Source organism: Pseudoalteromonas sp. S1650, from assembly GCF_005887195.1.
Lineage (GTDB): Bacteria > Pseudomonadota > Gammaproteobacteria > Enterobacterales > Alteromonadaceae > Pseudoalteromonas > Pseudoalteromonas simplex.
Genome location: NZ_PNDF01000165.1, coordinates 1 through 1062 on the forward strand (window position 1 = coordinate 1; position 1062 = coordinate 1062).

General features: G+C 41.9%; 1 protein-coding gene. It reads right to left on the reverse strand.

What is annotated here, in order from left to right; genetic code table 11:
* Positions 1-314: 314 nt before the first annotated feature.
* Positions 315-788 carry a DUF721 domain-containing protein gene (locus tag CWB80_RS22025; protein WP_138602790.1) on the reverse strand — a complete coding sequence of 158 codons (474 nt, stop codon included), beginning with the start codon at positions 786-788 and terminating at the stop codon, positions 315-317.
* Positions 789-1062 lie beyond the last annotated feature (274 nt).

Below are 1062 nucleotides of genomic sequence, written 5' to 3' on the forward strand. Positions count from 1 at the left end.
GTTAGTGGTTAGTGGTTAGTACAAAGTAAAATACATTTCATGTGTAGCAAGTTCTTTGTTTAATTGCACAAAAAATAAAACCATCCTCTCGGTCAACTGATATCTAACTTCTAAAATCTAACTACTAAAAAATCTGACTCCTGATATCTAATCTCTATTATAAAACCATCGCGCGAAATAAATTTCACGCTTACACCGCCGTAGGCGTCACGCTTGCTTGGCGCGTCTTACATTCAGCACCAAACCTGCAAATCAATAAAGAACCAACAAACCACACCGCTCGGCTAAAAACTGACAGCTGAAAGCTGACGGCTTTATTTCTTCCGCCCATGTTGTGCTAAACGCTCTAACTTAGCTTTTAAAGAAGGAGGGGCATCTGCGGCAATGGCGCTGAGGTAATCAGCTGTTTGTTCGCTCATTTGACGTTTAGAAACAGGCTTTTGCTCTGGCTTATTTGTTGCTGATAAGCGCTGCGTAGCCTGTGGGTTTGCAGTAATTTTAATTTGCCCAAGCTCTACCATGCCAGCGGCACGAAAATGCGAAAGCATATCCATTTTTAAGTAATTTAAACGCAGTGCAATCGGTGCCGAAACTGCTTCTATCATCAAAGTACCATCACGGTAATTACTTACCCGGCATTTTTTCGAAAGCGTTTCACCTAAGAACTCATCAAGAATGGTTTGTTGAGAAGACAAGCCTTGGGTTTTACCAGCATAAGATGCTAAGCGACCACTCAAGCCTGCCATAATATCGCCAACAGCCTTTGGCGCGTATCTATCTTTTGCCATTAATCGTCTACCTAAAAGGGTTAATCACCACAAAGAGAATATATCACCTACGTAAATATGAAGCTATTAGGTTCGGGGAACGAGATACAAGATGCGGTTTTGTACAAAGCGGTCATTTATGGCGACAAGATATTACGTACCTCTCATCAATGATGCGCTAAAGCAGGACCTACAAGAAAGCTCGCAAAATAAATTTCACGCCGACATCAAAGACACCTAATCGCACAAAGAGGCTAAGAGGCGCTTCGCTGAAGAGGAAGAAAAAAATGATCCT

Excerpts from the sequence above, each read along its gene's own strand:
- CWB80_RS22025 (WP_138602790.1), bottom strand. The coding sequence starts at position 788 with ATGGCAAAAGATAGATACGCGCCAAAGGCTGTTGGCGATATTATGGCA.